Below are 17,198 nucleotides of genomic sequence, written 5' to 3'. Positions count from 1 at the left end.
ACAAGGAGGGTCCGACATTCGTCCCCGTACTTTCACAGTCCGGTTCTCTTCATGATTCCCGGACCGGAGGCCTTTCAGCCGCGTTCACTGCCCCGAAAGCACCCGTACCAGGTCCTCCGCCGTGCGGCAGCGGTCCAGGAGCTCCTTGACGTGGTTGCGGGTCCCCCGCAGGGGTTCCAGCGTCGGGACGCGCTGGAGCGAGTCCCGGCCGGGGAGGTCGAAGATCACCGAGTCCCAGGACGCCGCGGCCACGTCGTCCGCGTACTGCTCCAGGCAGCGGCCGCGGAAGTACGCCCGGGTGTCCTCCGGAGGCTTGCTCTGAGCCCGCTCCACCGCCGGCTCTTCCACCAGGCGCTTCATCTTGCCGCGGGCCACCAGGCGGTTGTACAGGCCCTTCTCGGGCCGTACGTCCGAGTACTGGAGGTCCACCAGGTGCAGCCGCGCCGCGTCCCAGCCCAGCCCGTCCCGGCGCCGGTAGCCCTCCAGGATCTCCTTCTTGGCGATCCAGTCCAGCTCCCCCGACAGGCTCATCGGGTCGCTCTCCAGCCGGCCCAGCACGTCCTCCCAGCGGCCCAGCACGTCCTTGGTCTGCTCGTCCGCATCCGACCCGAAACGTTCGTCCACGTACTTCCGCGCCAGCTCGAAGTACTCCATCTGGAGTTGCACCGCGGTCAGTGTCCGGCCGCTGCGCAGCGTGATCAGGTGCTGCAGGTCGGGGTCGTGGGAGACCTGGTGCAGGGTGCGTACGGGCTGGTCGACGGCCAGGTCGACGTTGATGAACCCGTCCTCGATCATGGACAGGACAAGTGCGGTCGTGCCGAGTTTGAGGTAGGTGGAGATCTCGGAGAGGTTGGCGTCTCCGATGATCACGTGGAGCCGGCGGTACTTCTCGGCGTCCGAGTGCGGCTCGTCGCGGGTGTTGATGATGGGGCGTTTGAGGGTGGTCTCCAGGCCGACCTCGACCTCGAAGTAGTCCGCGCGCTGGCTGATCTGGAAGCCGTGTTCGCGGCCGTCCTGGCCGATGCCCACGCGTCCCGCGCCGGTCACGACCTGTCGCGAGACGAAGAAGGGGGTCAGGTGGCGCACGATCTCCGAGAAGGGGGTTTCCCGCTTCATCAGGTAGTTCTCGTGCGTGCCGTAGGAGGCGCCCTTGTTGTCGGTGTTGTTCTTGTAGAGGTGGATCGGCTGGGCGCCGGGGAGCTGGGCGGCGCGGACGGCCGCCTCGGCCATGATCCGTTCGCCGGCCTTGTCCCAGAGGACGGCGTCGAGCGGGTTGGTGATCTCGGGCGAGCTGTATTCGGGGTGTGCGTGGTCGACGTAGAGCCGTGCGCCGTTCGTGAGGATGACGTTGGCGAGGCCGATGTCCTCGTCGGTCAGCTGGCTGTTGTCGGCGGCCTCGCGGGCGAGGTCGAAGCCGCGGGCGTCCCGCAGCGGATTCTCCTCCTCGAAGTCCCAGCGGGCGCGTCGCGCCCGGTGCATCGCCGCCGCGTAGGCGTTGACGATCTGGGACGAGGTGAGCATGGCATTGGCGTTCGGGTGCCCCGGGACGGAGATCCCGTACTCCGTCTCGATCCCCATTACTCGCCGTACGGTCATGCGGCCCTCCTTGCCCGGCGGCGCTCCCCTTTCGGGAGCGGCGCTCAAGTACCGCTGGTGCTCCGGTGCGTGTGCCTGTGCGGTGCCCGTCCCCGCACTGCGCGTCCGGCGGTACGGAAGAGCCTAGAACCACTGCGCGCTCGTGGGGAGATCATTTCCGTCATTGGATCCGCCTCGTCACCGGCTGAAAAGCGGCCGGTAATGCGGTGGGGTAAAGCAGTCGGCTGCGGATGCCCGGGGTGGGCATCCGCAGCCGCCCCGCTTTGTCAGAGGTACTGACCGGTGTTCGCCACCGTGTCGATGGAGCGTCCGGTGTCCGCGCCTTGCTTTCCGGTGACGAGGGTGCGGATGAATACGATCCGCTCGCCCTTCTTGCCGGAGATGCGGGCCCAGTCGTCCGGGTTGGTGGTGTTGGGCAGGTCCTCGTTCTCCTTGAACTCGTCCACGCAGGCCTGGAGCAGGTGGGAGACCCGCAGGCCCTTCTGGTTGTGTTCGAGGAAGGCCTTGATCGCCATCTTCTTGGCCCGGTCGACGATGTTCTGGATCATCGCGCCGGAGTTGAAGTCCTTGAAGTAGAGGACTTCCTTGTCGCCGTTGGCGTACGTGACCTCGAGGAAGCGGTTTTCCTCGGTTTCGGCGTACATCTGCTCGACGACGGTCTGGATCATGCTGTGGACGGTGCCGTCCTTGGAGTCCTGGTGTTCGGACAGGTCGTCCGAGTGCAGGGGCAGCGAGGCCTTGAGGTACTTGGCGAAGATGTCCTTCGCGGCCTCGGCGTCCGGGCGCTCGATCTTGATCTTCACGTCGAGCCGGCCGGGGCGCAGGATGGCCGGGTCGATCATGTCCTCGCGGTTGGAGGCGCCGATGACGATGACGTTCTCCAGGCCTTCGACGCCGTCGATCTCGGCGAGCAGCTGGGGGACGATGGTGTTCTCCACGTCCGAGCTGACTCCGGATCCGCGGGTGCGGAAGAGGGATTCCATCTCGTCGAAGAAGACGATGACGGGGGTGCCCTCGCTCGCCTTCTCCCGGGCGCGCTGGAAGACGAGGCGGATGTGCCGCTCGGTCTCGCCGACGTACTTGTTGAGGAGTTCGGGGCCCTTGATGTTCAGGAAGTAGGACTTCCCGGCGGGCTGGCCGGTCACCTCGGCGACCTTCTTGGCAAGGGAGTTGGCGACGGCCTTGGCGATGAGCGTCTTGCCGCAGCCGGGCGGGCCGTAGAGCAGGATGCCCTTCGGGGGCCGCAGTTCGTGTTCCTTGAAGAGGTCGGGGTAGAGGTAGGGGAGCTCGACGGCGTCGCGGATCAGCTCGATCTGGTCGCCCAGGCCGCCGATCTTGTCGTAGTCGATGTCCGGGACCTCTTCGAGGACGAGTTCTTCGACCTCGCTCTTGGGGACGACCTCGTAGACGTAGCCGGAGCGGGGTTCGAGCAGGAGGGCGTCGCCGGGGCGGATGGTGATGTCCAGGAGCGGCTCGGCGAGCCTCACCACCCTTTCCTCGTCGGTGTGCCCGACGACCAGGGCGCGCTCGCCGTCCTCGAGGATCTCCTTGAGGGTGACGATGTCCCCGGCCCGCTCGAATTCCATGGCCTCGACCACGTTGAGGGCCTCGTTGAGCATGACCTCCTGGCCGCGCCGGAGGTCTTCCGGGTCGACGCTGGGGCTGACGTTCACGCGGAGCTTTCGGCCTCCGGTGAAGATGTCGACGGTGCCGTCCTCGTTCGCTTGCAGGAAGACACCGAAACCGGCCGGCGGCTGTGCGAGCCGGTCGACTTCTTCCTTGAGGGCCACGATCTGGTCTCGGGCCTCACGGAGGGTATTCGCGAGTCGTTCGTTCTGTGCGGATACGCCGGCCAGATTTGTCTGGAGCTCGACGATCCGCTCTTCGAGAATCCTCGTGTGTCGCGGAGAGTCGGCGAGCTTTCGTCGCAGGACGGCGATTTCCTGCTCGAGATAGGCAACCTGGCCGGCGGGGTCCTCGGACCCTCGCGCGGGCCGGATGCCGCGGTTGATGTCGTCGTCGTGGGCTGCCACGGTCCTCACCTCCTCCAAGGGGAGCTGGACGCTTCCTGACCCTACCTGGGCTGGTGGTGATTGAAACCCCTAGATCACAAAGACGGTAGAGGTGTGTCCGATCTTCACCCTTGCGTACTCCCTCACGCCAAGGAAATACCCACCCATCAAACTCGGGAAGCAGCCGGTTGTAAGGTCGAACTGTTCAACACCCGTCAGGGCCCGCGCGACTTGCTGCGGGTTGTGACCGGGATGGATCACTCAGCGCAGGGAACGGCAGGAGATATGACCGTGCAGCAGGAGGCTCCGACGGGCGGCGGCGGCGAGGCCGGCGAGCCGCTCGAGGTCTGGATCGATCAGGACCTGTGCACCGGGGACGGCATCTGCGTGCAGTACGCGCCTGAGGTGTTCGAGCTGGACATCGATGGTCTGGCGTACGTGAAGAGCCCGGAGGACGAGCTGCTGCAGGACACGGGGGCGACCACTCCGGTTCCGCTGACGCTGCTCCAGGACGTGGTGGACTCGGCGAAGGAATGTCCGGGTGACTGCATTCACGTGAGGCGCGTTTCGGACAGGGTGGAAGTCTTCGGTCCCGACGCGGAGTGACGCTTCAAACACTCCTGGCGGCCGAGTCCGTCAGCTCCTGGCGGAATTTTCCGTCGCGCCAGCGCCACTTGGCGAGCTGTTTCGTGTCGGGGCTGTAGCGGGGTACGTCGGGTGAGGAGTAGCCGACGAGGGTTGCCGTGACGAGTCCGTCGCGCACGGTGAGCTCGGTGGCGGTCTGGCGTCGCGCGGTGTCGAGCAGGGTGGCGACGACGCGGGGGGCGGCGCCGTCCGCCCGGTCCCGGGTGAGTACGTAGATCGCGTGGGGCGGGGTGCCGGAGCCGGCGTCGCAGCGGACGGCGGCGACGGTCTCGGGGCGGCCGTCGCCGTCGAGGTCGCCCTGGGCGCTGGTGGTGACGGTCTGCGGGGCGCCCTTGCAGTCGAGGGGGTAGGTGACCCCTGCCGGGTCGGGTGCGGTGGCCTGGGGGCCCTTCGCGGGGGTTTCCGCGGTGCTCGCGGTGGTGTCGGTGGCCGGGGTGCCGGTGGCGGGCTGTACGAGTCCTGCGGCGGCTATGACGGCTGCCATGGCGGTGGCCGTGGCGAGCCAGTGGACGGGCCTGGTGCGGCTGTGCTCCAGGGTGTGCGGGAGCGGGGCCGTCTCGGCGTGGCTGTGCGGCACGCGGGGTGTCTCCTGTGCGAAGGGTGACGGGGAGCCAGCATCGTGCCACACCTCACAGGGTGGTGGAACGGCTGGGTCCGGGGCTGGTGCACGGGACAACGAAAAGGCGCTGTGGCGCAGTTCCCGGGTGGGTCGGGGGAACTGTGCCACAGCGCCTTTGTGTTGGGTCTGCGGGGCCGTTATGCGGAGCGGTCGCTGCCGGGGCCGTCGTAGTCCTCGCCGTAGGCGCCCTTGGCGGGGCGGCGGCGGCGCATGGGGGGCTCGACGCCGTCCGCGAGGCGGCGGGCGGTGACGAGGAAGCCGGTGTGGCCGATCATGCGGTGGTCCGGGCGGACGGCGAGGCCTTCCACGTGCCAGTTGCGGATCATCGATTCCCACGGCTGCGGCTCGGCGAAGCAGCCGATCTCGCGGATGGACTCGACGGTCTTGGAGAGCTGGGTGGTGGTGGCCACGTAGCAGCAGAGGATGCCGCCGGGGACGAGGGCCTTCTTGACCGCTTCCAGGCACTCCCAGGGGGCGAGCATGTCGAGGATCACGCGGTCGACGTCGGTCTCGTCCAGGTTGTCCTGGAGGTCGCCCACGGTCAGCTTCCACGCGGGGTGGGGGCCGCCGAAGTAGCGTTCGACGTTGGCGGTGGCGATCTCGGCGAAGTCCGCGCGGCGCTCGTAGCTGTGGAGCATGCCCTGGTCGCCGATGGCGCGCAGCAGGAAGCTGCTGAGGGAGCCGGAGCCCACTCCCGCTTCCACGACGCGTGCGCCGGGGAAGATGTCGGCGAAGGCCAGGATCTGGCCTGCGTCCTTGGGGTAGACCACGGCGGCGCCGCGGGGCATGGACAGGACATAGTCGGGGAGCAGGGGGCGCAGCGCGAGGTATGCGACGTTGCCCGTGGTGCGGACAACGCTGCCTTCGGGAGCACCGATCAGCTCGTCGTGCGGGAAGGAACCCTTGTGGGTGTGGAAATTCTTCCCGGCTTCGAGCGTGAACGTGTAGTGGCGGCCCTTGGGGTCGGTGAGCTGTACCTGGTCCCCGACCTCGAAGGGCCCGCGTCGGCGGGCGGCACCGGTCGGTTCGGACATGTGACCAGTGTATTGGCTTCAGGACTGGGGCCGTGCCATGGCCTTCACGAAGGCCTTTTCGACGTCGAGGGTGGACAGGACGCCGTAGATGGCGCCGCCGGGTTCGAGGACGAGGTATTCGGTGGCGGGGGTGGCGCGGAGGTGGTCGAGGAGTTCTTCGCCGGTGAGGTCCGCTGAAACCTTCATGCCGTCGGTGAGGTCCTGGGCGAGGGTGCTGACGGCGACCCAGGGGCGGCGGTGTTCGGGGACGGAGGCGATGGCGGTTTCGCGGACGATGGCGGTGGGGTCGCCTTGTCCGTCGACGACGACGAGGGCGCGGGCGCCGGCTTCGTTGGCGCGGCGGAGGGCTTCGGAGAGGGGGGTGGCGTTCTCGACGGGGATGGCGCGTCGGGTGAGGGTGCGGGCGCGCAGTTCGGGGAGGTGTTCGCGCAGGCGGGCCATGCGGAGGCTGTTGCCGGCGCCGGTCCAGATGATGCCGGCGAGGATGGCGGCGAGCAGGGCGTCCATGACGGTGTTCATGCCGCCGATTTCCTCGGTGCGGTTGCCGAGGACTCCGGTGTGGGTGAGGAGGGGGAGGCCGAGGAGGACGGCGAGGGCGAGGCCGCGGCCGACCCAGGCGGCGGCGACGGTGCCGGCCATGGGTTTGCCGGTGATGCCCCAGATGACGGCGCGGAGCATGCGGCCGCCGTCGAGGGGGAGGCCGGGGAGCAGGTTGAAGGCGGCGACCAGCAGGTTGGAGATCATCAGGCCGGCGAGGAGGACGCCGGGGACGGTGGCCGGGTCGACGGCTTTCATGCCGAGGTAGAAGGCTCCGGTGAGGACGAGGGAGAGCAGGGGGCCGACGAAGGCGAGGACGAATTCGCGGCCGGGTGTCTCGGATTCCTTCTCGATCTCGGAGACTCCGCCGAAGAACTGGAGCTGGATGCGGCGTACGGGGAGCTTGAAGCGCAGGGCTGCGACGGTGTGCGCGAGTTCGTGGACCAGGACGGAGGCGTAGAAGGCGACGGCGAAGAAGAGGGAGACGAGGTAGCGGACGGGTCCGAGGTCGGGCAGGACGCGGTCGAGCTGGTCGCCGAAGACCCAGGTGATGAGGGCGGCGACGAGGAACCAGCTGGGCGAGACGTAGACGGGTACGCCGAAGGGGCGGCCCATGAGGAGTCCGCCGCCCGGTCCGGAGCGGCCGCGTGAGCGCTCGCCGGTTTCGTCGGTGTCTGCCACGGCTGTCCTTCGTTCGGTGCTGGTGTTTCCAGTGTGTTCTGTTCGCGTACGGGGTGGTGCTGTAGCGGGTTGTGATGCTCCGATCATGCAGTGCGAGGGGGCTTGTCGTCGATGGTATGCGCGTCCTGTCGGTGGCGGGTCGTAGGGTTTTGTGCATGACGACGAGCCCTGGTGCTGTGCCTGGCGCAGCCGATGCCGATGCGCGGAGCGCTGTGGCGCCTTCTTCGCTCTCCCCTTCGCGGGCGAGCGATTTCATGCAGTGCCCTCTGCTGTACCGGTTCCGGGTGATCGACAGGCTGCCGGAGAAGCCCAGTGCGGCTGCTACCCGCGGGACGCTGGTGCATGCGGTGCTGGAGCGGCTTTTCGATCATCCGGCGCAGGAGCGGACGGCGCCGCGGGCGAAGGCGTTGGTTCCGGGGCAGTGGGACCGGTTGCTGGAGTCGAAGCCGGAGCTGACGGAGCTGTTCCCTGAGGGTGATGAGGGGGCGGGGCTGGCGCGGTGGCTGACGGAGGCGGAGGCGCTGGTCGAGCGGTGGTTCACGCTGGAGGATCCGACGCGGCTGGAGCCGGTGGAGCGGGAGTTCTTCGTGGAGACGGAGCTGGAGTCGGGGCTGCGTCTGCGCGGGATCATCGACCGGGTGGACGTGGCGCCGACGGGTGAGGTGCGGATCGTCGACTACAAGACGGGTAAGGCGCCGCGGCCGGAGTATGCCGAGGGTGCGCTGTTCCAGATGAAGTTCTACGCGCTGGTGGTGTGGCGGCTGAAGCAGGTGGTGCCGCGGCGGCTGCAGCTGGTGTATCTGGGCAGTGGGGATGTGCTGACGTACGACCCGGTGGTGGCGGATCTGGAGCGGGTGGAGCGCAAGCTGCTCGCGTTGTGGGAGGCGATCCGGGAGGCTACGGAGTCGGGTGAGTGGCGGCCGCGGCCGACGAAGCTGTGCGGCTGGTGTGATCATCAGGCGGTGTGTCCGGAGTTCGGCGGTACTCCCCCGCCCTATCCTCTGGTGATCTCCCCGCGGCCGGGGGCGGAGCGCCCGGCGGAGTCCTGATCTTGGTGTCAGGGCAGAATGGTCGGGCCCGCCGTAGCCGTCCGACGAATACGAGGTAGACCCCGTGGCGATCCGCGTCCTTCTGGTCGACGACCAGCCGCTGCTGCGCACCGGCTTCCGGATGATCCTGGAGGCGGAGGAGGACCTGGCGGTGGTCGGTGAGGCCGGGGACGGTCTGCAGGCGCTGGACCAGGTGCGGGCGCTGCAGCCCGATGTGGTGCTGATGGACATCCGGATGCCGCGGATGGACGGGGTGGAGGCGACCCGGCAGATCACGGGTCCGGAGCGTGACGGGCCGGCGAAGGTGCTGGTGCTGACCACGTTCGATCTGGACGAGTACGTGGTGGAGGCGCTGCGGGCGGGGGCGAGCGGTTTCCTGCTGAAGGATGCGCCGGCGAACGAGCTGGTGCAGGCGATCCGGGTGGTCGCGGCGGGTGAGGCGATGCTCGCGCCGAGTATCACGCGGCGGCTGCTGGACAAGTACGCGGGGCATCTTCCGTCGGGTGAGGAGAGCCTTCCGAACACCTTGGGGACGCTGACCGAGCGTGAGGTCGAGGTGCTGAAGCTGGTGTCCCGGGGGCTGTCGAACGCGGAGATCGCGGCGGATCTGTTCGTGAGCGAGACGACGGTCAAGACGCATGTGGGGCACGTGCTGACGAAGCTGGGGCTGCGGGACCGGGTCCAGGCGGCGGTGTACGCGTACGAGAGCGGTCTGGTGCGCCCCGGGGCCCAGTAGGCCGGGCGGGGCGCGGATGCGCGAAGGGGGCCGTACGTGCTGACACGTACGGCCCCCTTCGCGTGGTGCCGGGCCCGCTCGGGGCGGGCCCGGTTCCGGTGGCTCAGCCCTTGCTGATCTCCCAGAAGCGGAAGACGGTGGAGGCGTCGAGGGACCACTGCAGGCCGCTCACGTTCTGGCGGGTGACGGCGTACTGCTTGCCCTGCCAGAGCGGGATGAGCGGGAGCTCGTCGGCGACGATGTCCTGGAGGCGGTTGTAGTCGGTGTTGGCCGCGGTGCGGTCGGACTTCGCGGAGGTCGACGGGATGATCGTCCCGGTGATCTCCTTGTTCTCGTAGTTGTTGTTCAGCACGTTGTCCGGGCCGAAGAAGGGCTGCGTGAAGTTGTCGGCGTCCGGGTAGTCGGGCACCCAGCCCTTGACGTACACGCCGTACTTGCCGGCCTGGATGTCCTTCTCGTACTGCTCGTACTCGACGGACTTGACGTCGGCGTCGAAGAGGCCGCTGTCGTTGAGCTGCTTGGCGATGACCTCGAACTGCTGGTCCGTGGAGGGGCCGTAGCGGGACGGGGTGGAGTACAGGGTGAGCTTGACCTTGCCGTTGATGCCGCCGGCCTTGAGGGCGGCCTTGGCCTTCTCGGGCTGGGGGGTGCCGCCGTAGCGGTCGAAGAAGGGGGTCGTGTGGCCGGCGATGCCGGTCGGCACGATGGAGTAGAGCGCGGTGGCGGTGCCCGCGTACACGTCGCGGACGAGGGCTTCGCGGTCGATGAGGAAGGCGATGGCCTTGCGCACGGGGAGCTTGCCGACGACGGGGTCGTTGACGTTGAACACCATGTGCTCGACCTCGGCGCCGGTGCCCTGGACGACGTCGACCTTGTTGTCGCCGGTCTTGCTGGAGGCGAGGGCGGCGATGTCCTTGGCGGCGAGGCCGCGGAAGGCGAAGTCGACGTCGCCGCTCTCCAGGACGGTCTTGAGGCCGGCCTGGTCGCCGTTGAAGAACTTCAGGGTGACGCCGGTGTTCTTGGCCTTGGCCTTGCCGCTGTAGGACTCGTTGACGGAGAAGGTGGCGCTCTTCTCGCCGAAGGAGTCGAGCTTGTAGACGCCGGAGCCGACGGCCTTGTTGTCGGCGCGCAGCTTGTCGGCCGGGTACTCGGTGTGGTCGACGATGGAGCCGGCGCCCGAGGCGATCTTGCTGGGGAAGGTGGCGTCGGAGGTCTTGAGCTTGAAGACGACGGTCTTGTCGTCCGGGGCGTCGATGCTCGCGATGGACGCGAGCATCACGGCCGGGCCGTTCGCGTCGTTGATCTTCAGGGTGCGCTCGAAGGAGAACTTGACGTCCTTCGAGGTGAGGCTGTGGCCGTTGCTGAACTTCAGGCCGTCCCGCAGGGTGCACTTGTAGAGCTTGCTGTCGGCGCCCTCGAAGCCACAGGCCTGGGCGGCGTCGGGCTCGGGGGTGGTGCCGCCCTTGGGGAAGCTCAGCAGCGACTGGAAGACGTTGTTGAACAGCAGCCAGGAGCCCGGGTCGTAGCCCGATGCCGGGTCGACGGACTTCACCTTGTCGGATATGCCCATGACCACGCCCTTGCCGCTGCCGGCATTGGAGCCATCGGTCGAACCGCAACCGCTGAGCAGCGCGGCGGCGGTGGCTGCGCCGAGCGGGGCCGCCAGCCACTGGTTACGTCGATTCACGCGAACGTCCTTCACAGTCGAACTGTTTCGTTGGTCCGGCCCGCGACTTCCGCTGCCGGTCGTTGCCTTGCTCAGCCGCTTACGCCACGGCCGAGCTCCCACAGCTGGAGGTCGGAGATGGCGTTGACCGACCACTCCACTCCGGTGATCCCGTCGCGTGCGGCGACGTACTGCTTGCCCTGCCACAGGGGCAGGACGGGCACGTCCTCGGCGACGATGTCCTGTATCTCCGTGATCGCGGGGACGGCGACCGTACGGTCGACCGCCCGCCGGGATTCGGGGATGAGCCTGCTGCGTACCGCGTTGTTGGCGTACGGCGTGCCCAGGAAGTTGTCCTGCTCCAGGAACGGGGCGAGGAAGTTGTCGGCGTCCGGGTAGTCGGGGAACCAGCCGAGCCCGTAGGCGGCGTGGTCGCCCTTCTTCTGGGCCGGGCGGAAGTCCGCCCACTCGCTGCCCTGGACGGTGATGTCGAACAGACCGGTGGAGTTCAGCTGGGCCTTGAGGGCCTCGAACTCGGCGGCGGTGCCGTCGCCGTAGTGGTCGCTGGTGTAGTGCAGGGTCAGCTTGACCGGGGTCTTGATCCCGGCCTCCTTCAGCAGGGCGGCGGCCTTGGGCGTGTTGGCGTCGCCGTACTTGTTGTAGAAGGAGTTGACGTGGCCCGTCACGGTGGTGGGGACCAGCGAGTAGAGCGGCTGGGCGGACTTGCCGTAGACCTTGGAGATGAGCTGGCCGCGGTCGACGGCGGCGGCGAGCGCCTGGCGTACGGCCTTCTCCTTGACGACGGGCGCCTCGGTGTTGAAGCCGAGGTAGCGGATCTCCAGGCCGGGCATCGGGACCAGCTTGACGCCCTTGGGCGGCTGGGCGCTGAACTCGGTGATCTGGGCGGGCGACAGGGTGCGGGAGACCATGTGGATCTTCCCGTCGGTGAGCGCCTTGCCCATGGCCGGGGAGTCGGGGTACGTGCGCAGTTCGACCTTGTCGTTCTGCAGCTTGAGGTCGCCCTTGTAGTGCGGGTTCTTGGTGAAGACGGCGCGGACCAGCCGGTTGTTCTTGACCTCGGCCTTCATCGTGTACGGGCCGGAGCCGTCCACGGCGAAGCCCTCGCGGAGCTTCTTGGCGTCGTAGTTCTTCTCGCTGACGATGCCGGCGGCGGGGGTGGAGAGCTTGAACGGGAAGGTCGCGTCCGGGGTCTTCAGGTGGAAGACGACGGTGTCGGCGCCCTTGACCTCGACGTTGTCGAGGGTGGAGAGCAGCGAGGAGGGGCCGTTCTCGTCCTTGATGGCGAGGACGCGGTCGATGGAGAACTTGACGTCCTTGGCGGTGAGGGGCTCACCGTCGGCGAACTTCAGACCGGGGCGCAGGGTGCAGCGGTAGCTCTCGTTGCCGGCGTCGGTGAAGCGGCAGGCGGAGGCCGCCTCGCCGACGGGCTGGCCGCCGCCGCGCGGGGTGTGCATCAGCGTCTGGACGGTCTGGCGCAGGATGTTCCAGGCGCCGGCGTCGTAGGCGTAGGCCGGGTCGAAGGGGGCGGGAGCGAAGTCTGCGGCCTCGAACCGATCGGTGGTTCCGACGACGATCGCTCCGGATCCTGCTCCTCCGCCGCTCGCGCTGCCGCAGGCGGCCAGCGCGGGGGTGAGCAGTCCGGCCGCGGCCGTCAGCACCATGGTCTTGCGGTTCATGCTGGAAGTACTCCCTGTAACCGGCACTTGTTCAAAGCGGCGTAGAGGGCACTTCGCGGCGGTCGCCCGTTCGGGGCGGAACGATCGGGCCGGTGTTGTGACGATCGGTCCACGCGTTCCCGGCACAGGGGTGTGTGTCGGGGACGGCTGAGGTGCGGCGTAGTGCCCGCATCGACACTAGTGGTCCGGGACGGGATGGCTGGAACTGACCGAACTTGGGGCGTAATCGCACCGTGATCGGAGCGAACTGCCTGTTCACGCGCAGGGCTGCGCAGATTCGGTCAGGGGCTGATCAATGTGGACACATTGGAAGTCGCGGCGGCCCCGGGACAGACCCGTCGGGGGTGCGGAGCGTGACCAAGGTCACCCTGTGCAACAACCCCGGAGGGGATGGAATTTCAGCCTCCGGGGCCCGCGACGGAAGATCCTTCCGCCAGGGCGCAGCCAGGCGGCGTTCCGTTCGGCACGGAGCGTACTCGGGGGGTTTCGGTGCGTGGCAATGCATACCGATGTGGGCCAGTGCATGCCGATGTGTCCGCTTGGGCAGAGTGCGGGCCCGGCCGGAGGGCCGGTCGTCACTCTCAGTTCATGGGGGCGATGAGCGAGCGCAGGAACGCGAGGTCCACGTCCTCCAGCGAGCGGACGACCGTGCGCCCGGGGGCGGGTTCGATCACGCCGACCGAGGGGATGGCCACGACCCGGCAGCCGGCGGCCTCGGCGGCCGCCACCCCGGTGCGGGTGTCCTCGATGACCGCGCAGCGCGAGGGGTGCGCGCCCAGGGAGCGCGCGGCGAACAGGTACGGGTCGGGGTGCGGCTTCGTACGGGCCACCTCGTCGCCGGCGACGGTCATCGTGAAGCGGTCGCGGCCGAGGGTGAGCAGGACCTGGTCGATGACCCGGCGGTGGGAGGCGGAGACGAGCGCGGTGGGCACGTTGTGCCGGGCGAGCTCGGACAGCAGCCGCTCGGCGCCGGGCATCAGCGGCACCCGGTCGGCGATGCGGGCCTCGAACCGCTCGTTGAGCAGGACGCTCAGCTCGGCGAGGCCGATGGCGGCGCCGGTCGACTCGATCAGGAAGGTCGCGCTGCGGCTCATGGGGCCGCCGACGACCACGTCGCGCCAGGACTCGTCGAGGCGGTGGCCGAGCTCCTGGAAGATCTCCGCCTCGATCTCCCACCAGAAGCCTTCGGTGTCCACCAGGGTGCCGTCCATGTCGAGCAGCACCGCCTGCAGGGCAGAACCGTCGGCCGTACGGGCGACGGGGGCGGGAACGGTGCTCGTCATGCGCATGCCTCTCAGAAGGGACGAGAAGGCCGGTCACCTCTTCCGCGGGGCATACCACCCCGGGGAACAGGCGACCGGCCTGTATGGGACCGACAAGTGTACGTCGGCAGAGCTCAGCGTGCGTTGAAATACTTCGCTTCGGGGTGGTGAATCACGATCGCGTCGGTGGACTGCTCCGGGTGGAGCTGGAACTCCTCCGACAGGTGGACGCCGATCCGCTCCGGCTCCAGGAGGTCGGCGATCTTCGCACGGTCCTCCAGGTCGGGGCAGGCGCCGTAGCCGAGCGAGAAGCGGGCACCGCGGTACTTGAGGTCGAACATGTCCTCGACCTTCGCCGGGTCCTCACCGCCGAATCCGAGCTCGGCGCGGACGCGGGCGTGCCAGTACTCGGCCATGGCCTCGGCGAGCTGGACCGAGAGGCCGTGCAGCTCCAGGTACTCGCGGTAGGAGTCCGACTCGAACAGCTTGGCCGTGGCCTCGCCGATCTTCGAGCCGACCGTGACCACCTGGAGGCCGACGACGTCGGTCTCGCCGGACTCCTCGGGACGGAAGAAGTCGGCGAGGCACAGGCGCCGGCCGCGGCGCTGGCGCGGGAAGGTGAAGCGGGTCCGCTCGTTGCCGGCTTCGTCGAGGATGATCAGGTCCTCGCCCTTGGAGACGCAGGGGAAGTACCCGTAGACGACCGCGGCTTCGAGCAGGTTCTCGGTGTGCAGCTTGTCCAGGAGGCCGCGCAGGCGCGGACGGCCCTCGCTCTCGACGAGCTCCTCGTACGTGGCTCCGCCCGCGCGGGCCTGCTTGAGGCCCCACTGGCCCTTGAAGAGGGCGCCCTCGTCGAGCCAGGAGGCGTAGTCCTTGAGCGGGATGCCCTTGACCACGCGGGTACCCCAGAACGGCGGGGTGGGGATCGGATTGTCGACGGAGACGTCGGACCGGCCGCCGGGCTCCTCGGCCTCCTCGACCTGGAGCGCGGGAGTGTCGCGCTTGGCGACGCGGCGCTGCTTGAGCTCGGGCAGGGTCGCGCCGGGGACGCCGCGCTTGACGGCGATGAGGGCGTCCATCAGGCGCAGGCCCTCGAAGGCGTCGCGGGCGTAGCGGACCTCGCCCTCGTAGATCTCGTGGAGGTCCTGCTCGACGTAGGCGCGGGTGAGGGCGGCGCCGCCGAGGATCACCGGGTAGTCGGCGGCCAGCTTGCGCTGGTTCAGCTCCTCCAGGTTCTCCTTCATGATCACGGTCGACTTCACGAGCAGGCCGGACATGCCGATGACGTCGGCCTTGTGCTCCTGCGCGGCTTCGAGGATCGCGGAGACGGGCTGCTTGATGCCGATGTTGACGACGTTGTAGCCGTTGTTGGTGAGGATGATGTCGACGAGGTTCTTGCCGATGTCGTGGACATCGCCGCGGACGGTGGCGAGCACGATCGTGCCCTTGCCCTCGTCGTCGGTCTTCTCCATGTGCGGTTCGAGGTAGGCGACGGCCGTCTTCATGACCTCGGCGGACTGCAGGACGAAGGGGAGCTGCATCTGGCCGGAGCCGAAGAGCTCGCCGACGACCTTCATGCCCTCCAGGAGGGTGTCGTTGACGATGTCGAGGGCGGGGCGGGTCTGGAGGGCCTCGTCGAGGTCGGTCTCCAGGCCGTTCTTCTCGCCGTCGATGATGCGGCGCTGCAGCCGCTCGTCCAGGGGCAGGGCGAGGAGCTCCTCGGCGCGGCCGGCCTTGAGCGACTTGGTGTTGACGCCCTCGAAGAGGGCCATCAGCTTCTGCAGCGGGTCGTAGTCGCCCTCGCGCCGGTCGTAGATCAGGTCGAGGGCGGTGGTGACCTGCTCCTCGTCGAAGCGGGCGATCGGCAGGATCTTGGAGGCGTGGACGATGGCGGAGTCCAGGCCGGCCTTGACGCACTCGTCGAGGAAGACCGAGTTCAGCAGGACGCGGGCGGCCGGGTTGAGGCCGAAGGAGATGTTGGACAGGCCGAGGGTGGTCTGGACGTCCGGGTGGAGCCGCTTGAGCTCGCGGATCGCCTCGATCGTGGCGATGCCGTCCTTGCGGGACTCCTCCTGGCCGGTGCAGATCGTGAAGGTCAGGGTGTCGATGAGGATGTCCGACTCGCGGATCCCCCAGTTGCCCGTCAGGTCGTCGATGAGCCGTTCGGCAATGGCGACCTTGTGCTCGACGGTGCGGGCCTGGCCCTCCTCGTCGATGGTCAGCGCGATGAGAGCGGCGCCGTGCTCCTGGGCCAGTCGGGTGACCTTGGCGAAGCGGGACTCGGGTCCGTCGCCGTCCTCGTAGTTCACGGAGTTGATGACCGCGCGGCCGCCGAGCTTCTCCAGGCCCGCCCGGATGACGGGGACCTCGGTGGAGTCCAGGACGATGGGCAGGGTGGAGGCGGTGGCGAAGCGGCCGGCGAGCTCCTCCATGTCGGCGACGCCGTCGCGGCCCACGTAGTCCACGCAGAGGTCGAGCATGTGCGCGCCCTCGCGGATCTGGTCGCGCGCCATCTCCACGCAGTCGTCCCAGCGGGCCTCCAGCATGGCCTCGCGGAACTTCTTGGAGCCGTTGGCGTTGGTGCGCTCGCCGATCGCCATGTACGAGGTGTCCTGGCGGAAGGGCACCGTCTGGTAGAGCGAGGCCGCGCCGGGCTCGGGCTGGGGGGTGCGCTCGGTGATCGCCGTGCCGCGGACGCGCTCGACGACCTGGCGCAGGTGCTCGGGGGTGGTTCCGCAGCAGCCGCCGACCAGGGAGAGCCCGTACTCGCGGACGAAGGTCTCCTGGGCGTCGGCCAGCTCGGGGGCGCTGAGGGGGTAGTGCGCGCCCTGCTTGGTCAGGACGGGCAGGCCGGCGTTGGGCATGCAGGAGAGCGGGATGCGGGCGTTGCGCGCGAGGTAGCGCAGGTGCTCGCTCATCTCGGCGGGGCCGGTGGCGCAGTTCAGCCCGATCATGTCGATGCCGAGCGGCTCCAGCGCGGTCAGGGCCGCGCCGATCTCCGAGCCGAGGAGCATGGTGCCGGTGGTCTCGACGGTGACGGAGCAGATCAGCGGGACGGTGACGCCGAGGGCTTCCATGGCCCGGCGGGCGCCGATGATCGAGGACTTCGTCTGCAGGAGGTCCTGGGTGGTCTCGACGAGCAGCGCGTCGGCGCCGCCGGAGAGCAGGCCCTCGGCGTTGATCTGGTAGGCGTCGCGGATCTGGGCGTAGCTGATGTGGCCGAGCGTGGGGAGCTTGGTGCCGGGGCCCATGGAGCCGAGGACCCAGCGCTGCTGGCCGGTGGAGGCGGTGAACTCGTCGGCGACCTCGCGGGCGATGCGCGCGCCGGCCTCCGACAGCTCGAAATTGCGTTCGGCGATGTCGTACTCGGCGAGCGCCGCGTAGTTCGTGCCGAAGGTGTTGGTCTCGACGCAGTCCACACCCACCGAGAAGTACGCCTCGTGGACGGAGCGCACGATGTCGGGGCGGGTGATGTTGAGGACCTCGTTGCAGCCTTCGAGCTGCTGGAAGTCCTCCATGGTGGGGTCCTGCGCCTGGAGCATCGTTCCCATGGCTCCGTCGGCGACGACCACGCGGGTCGCAAGCGCCTCCCGGAGGGCATCGGCCCGGGTCTGGGTGTCAGCGGGCAAGGTGGGCAACGAAGCCATGGTTGTGCTCCCTGGGA

Annotated in this window: 12 protein-coding genes; 3 read left to right on the top strand and 9 right to left on the bottom strand. The window is 68.5% G+C overall.

The window, feature by feature from the left end; genetic code table 11:
- Positions 1 to 84: 84 nt before the first annotated feature.
- A complete protein-coding gene (gene dop, locus KO717_RS28645; RefSeq protein ID WP_301372199.1) occupies positions 85 to 1,596 on the bottom strand; it encodes a depupylase/deamidase Dop in 1,512 nt (503 codons plus the stop codon).
- Positions 1,597 to 1,862: 266 nt separating this feature from the next.
- Complete coding sequence (gene arc / locus KO717_RS28640) at positions 1,863 to 3,629, bottom strand: proteasome ATPase (RefSeq protein WP_301372198.1); 1,767 nt, start codon at positions 3,627 to 3,629, stop codon at positions 1,863 to 1,865.
- A 264-nt stretch (positions 3,630 to 3,893) separates the two neighbouring features.
- Between arc and KO717_RS28635 the strand changes: the two genes are divergently transcribed.
- A complete protein-coding gene (locus tag KO717_RS28635) occupies positions 3,894 to 4,214 on the top strand; it encodes a ferredoxin (protein WP_301372197.1) in 321 nt (106 codons plus the stop codon).
- A 4-nt stretch (positions 4,215 to 4,218) separates the two neighbouring features.
- Here the strand turns inward: KO717_RS28635 and KO717_RS28630 are convergent, their stop codons facing one another.
- The 3 genes from KO717_RS28630 to KO717_RS28620 all read right to left on the bottom strand — a co-directional run bounded on the left by KO717_RS28630 (position 4,219) and on the right by KO717_RS28620 (position 7,058).
- Positions 4,219 to 4,830, bottom strand: coding sequence for a hypothetical protein (locus tag KO717_RS28630; RefSeq protein WP_301372196.1), 612 nt, complete (start codon positions 4,828 to 4,830; stop codon positions 4,219 to 4,221).
- A gap of 179 nt (positions 4,831 to 5,009) precedes the next feature.
- Entirely contained in the window at positions 5,010 to 5,906 is an 897-nt protein-coding gene (locus KO717_RS28625) for a tRNA (adenine-N1)-methyltransferase (protein ID WP_202202287.1), read from the bottom strand.
- An 18-nt stretch (positions 5,907 to 5,924) separates the two neighbouring features.
- A complete protein-coding gene (locus KO717_RS28620) occupies positions 5,925 to 7,058 on the bottom strand; it encodes a site-2 protease family protein (protein ID WP_301374829.1) in 1,134 nt (377 codons plus the stop codon).
- A 221-nt stretch (positions 7,059 to 7,279) separates the two neighbouring features.
- Here KO717_RS28620 and KO717_RS28615 point away from each other — a divergent pair, with 221 nt between their 5' ends.
- Together KO717_RS28615 and KO717_RS28610 are read left to right on the top strand one after the other, a co-directional pair.
- Complete coding sequence (locus tag KO717_RS28615) at positions 7,280 to 8,173, top strand: RecB family exonuclease (RefSeq protein WP_301372193.1); 894 nt, start codon at positions 7,280 to 7,282, stop codon at positions 8,171 to 8,173.
- Between the two features lie 64 nt (positions 8,174 to 8,237).
- On the top strand, positions 8,238 to 8,909 hold the full coding sequence (locus KO717_RS28610) for a response regulator (protein ID WP_030016364.1): 672 nt from the start codon (positions 8,238 to 8,240) through the stop codon (positions 8,907 to 8,909).
- Positions 8,910 to 9,012: 103 nt separating this feature from the next.
- On the opposite strand, the gene KO717_RS28605 is transcribed toward KO717_RS28610, so the two are convergent.
- The 4 genes from KO717_RS28605 to metH form a co-directional block, all read right to left on the bottom strand.
- Positions 9,013 to 10,596, bottom strand: coding sequence for an ABC transporter substrate-binding protein (locus KO717_RS28605; RefSeq protein WP_301372192.1), 1,584 nt, complete (start codon positions 10,594 to 10,596; stop codon positions 9,013 to 9,015).
- A gap of 71 nt (positions 10,597 to 10,667) precedes the next feature.
- On the bottom strand, positions 10,668 to 12,272 hold the full coding sequence (locus KO717_RS28600; protein WP_301372191.1) for an ABC transporter substrate-binding protein: 1,605 nt from the start codon (positions 12,270 to 12,272) through the stop codon (positions 10,668 to 10,670).
- A gap of 581 nt (positions 12,273 to 12,853) precedes the next feature.
- Entirely contained in the window at positions 12,854 to 13,555 is a 702-nt protein-coding gene (locus KO717_RS28595; protein ID WP_301372190.1) for an HAD family hydrolase, read from the bottom strand.
- 113 nt (positions 13,556 to 13,668) lie between these two features.
- Positions 13,669 to 17,181, bottom strand: coding sequence for a methionine synthase (gene metH, locus KO717_RS28590; protein WP_301372189.1), 3,513 nt, complete (start codon positions 17,179 to 17,181; stop codon positions 13,669 to 13,671).
- Positions 17,182 to 17,198: the final 17 nt, after the last annotated feature.

Origin of the sequence: Streptomyces xanthophaeus (assembly GCF_030440515.1) — a bacterium.
GTDB classification, from domain to species: domain Bacteria; phylum Actinomycetota; class Actinomycetes; order Streptomycetales; family Streptomycetaceae; genus Streptomyces; species Streptomyces kutzneri.
Note: the sequence above shows the minus strand (reverse complement) of the source record. Positions and strands in the feature narration are given on the sequence as shown.

Bases quoted from the DNA above. Each gene is read 5' to 3' on its own strand.
- KO717_RS28615 (WP_301372193.1), top strand. From the start codon at position 7,280: ATGACGACGAGCCCTGGTGCTGTGCCTGGCGCAGCCGATGCCGATGCG.
- KO717_RS28595 (WP_301372190.1), bottom strand. From the start codon at position 13,555: ATGACGAGCACCGTTCCCGCCCCCGTCGCCCGTACGGCCGACGGTTCT.
- metH (WP_301372189.1), bottom strand. From the start codon at position 17,181: ATGGCTTCGTTGCCCACCTTGCCCGCTGACACCCAGACCCGGGCCGAT.
- dop (WP_301372199.1), bottom strand. From the start codon at position 1,596: ATGACCGTACGGCGAGTAATGGGGATCGAGACGGAGTACGGGATCTCC.
- KO717_RS28635 (WP_301372197.1), top strand. From the start codon at position 3,894: ATGACCGTGCAGCAGGAGGCTCCGACGGGCGGCGGCGGCGAGGCCGGC.
- KO717_RS28600 (WP_301372191.1), bottom strand. From the start codon at position 12,272: ATGAACCGCAAGACCATGGTGCTGACGGCCGCGGCCGGACTGCTCACC.
- KO717_RS28625 (WP_202202287.1), bottom strand. From the start codon at position 5,906: ATGTCCGAACCGACCGGTGCCGCCCGCCGACGCGGGCCCTTCGAGGTC.
- KO717_RS28620 (WP_301374829.1), bottom strand. From the start codon at position 7,058: ATGGGCCGCCCCTTCGGCGTACCCGTCTACGTCTCGCCCAGCTGGTTC.